Consider the following 1,414-nt stretch of genomic DNA (forward strand, 5'->3'; position numbering starts at 1 on the left):
GCCTGTAAATGCCGCAGAATCCCACACGTCAGGTGCACGCTTTGTTAGCCGCGTTGTTGTGCAAGACTCGCTGACTGTAAAAGACCTGCCCGCAAACATGACTACATTTTACAACGAACTTTGCTTTTCACCAAAACCCAATGAGACACAATAAACCAGAACACTTGCTACAAAAATGGATTTTGCTAATCAAAACCACAGACGAACATAAATGCTGATTTTGGAAAACCTGACTTTGCCATAAACCGACAACGCCAACGAAACCGAGATAATTTTACAAACTCAACTTACCCGAAACTTTGCAAACAGAAAACACGCCGATTTTGAGAACCTACACAAACCAACCACGAACAAAGCCGAAGCCACGAAACAAAGCCAATCGAAACTTACGTTGACCAAAACCTGAATTGAAAACCTTGAAGCCGATTTCAGCGACTCGACAAAATGAAACTGAACTTTTGCCGATGAAAGAAACGCTGACAAGCGAAAGAGCCAAACTTACAAACCGCAAATTGAAAAGAAGACTCAAGCCGATAAAAGATGAAAACGGGAACGGGGAAAAAGATGACCGATAAAAAACAAACTCAACTTACAAAACAAATTGACGAAAGCGGGTTATGTATTTTCGCGCCAGCGGCTAACGAATTAAGGATTGATGCGGCGGGAGTGGAGAAAGTGAAAAGAAATGGAGAAAGCGCCGCCGCATCTGTCCTAGTTGAACTAAGCCGTATTTGGAAAAAGAAGCCAGGTGGAACTGTGAAAAAAAGTCAAAAGGAAGTACATCCCACCAATAAAGAACGATCTGGGAAGTATTTTACATGAGAAACGCAAGGCTGTAAAAGAAAAATCAAAGAGAAAAGAGAGCCAAGGCAACGCAAAACAGACAGGCGTAAAAGAAGAGACACCTGCCAGAAGAAATGAGAGGGAAAGACAAGGGAGTTAAGGCGAACGGCATTGCTGCGGGGATAATTTTTTCAGAAAGATCATGGGGTGACCACAGGAAGGACAAAGGATCTTGGAAGGAGGCTCGGGTTGTGCTTGAGAGGAAGCAGGTGGTTGCTTATCCAGATCAGGGAGTGGCGTGCCGAGCAACTTCTGCAAGAGCGTCAACCTGGGGCGGATCGAAGCGCCGAAGAAGCCGTAGTAGCGGACCTTGACAAAGGCATGCGGGAGGACATGTTGCAGAAAACGCTGAAAGAACTGCTCGACGGAAAGCGTACAGGTTTTGAGTTGACCGGTATCCGAGGCGCGAAATTGGAAGGTCACGAGAGAACTTTCGATGGAGCCGCGGTTGTCAAAAGCGAGTAAACGGCGATTGCTGATGGCAACGCGATGAATATAAGGAGCCAGATACTTGAGGGCAGCCTGACCATCGCCAACCGGTTTGCAATGGACGACCCACTCCTGCATCCAG

General features: G+C 46.3%; 2 protein-coding genes. One reads left to right on the plus strand and one right to left on the minus strand.

Features of this window, described 5'->3' with window-relative positions:
• Nucleotides 1-540 precede the first annotated feature (540 nt).
• The gene (locus tag FJZ26_06005) at nucleotides 541-822 is read left to right on the plus strand and encodes a hypothetical protein (GenBank protein ID MBM3229961.1); all 282 of its coding nucleotides are present in this window, start codon (nucleotides 541-543) and stop codon (nucleotides 820-822) included.
• Nucleotides 823-939: 117 nt separating this feature from the next.
• On the opposite strand, the gene FJZ26_06010 is transcribed toward FJZ26_06005, so the two are convergent.
• Nucleotides 940-1,414 (minus strand): transposase (locus tag FJZ26_06010; protein ID MBM3229962.1); only part of this gene is annotated, 475 nt, incomplete at its 5' end.

Source organism: Candidatus Parvarchaeota archaeon (genome assembly GCA_016866895.1).
In the GTDB taxonomy this organism is placed as follows: Archaea; Micrarchaeota; Micrarchaeia; order Anstonellales; family VGKX01; genus VGKX01.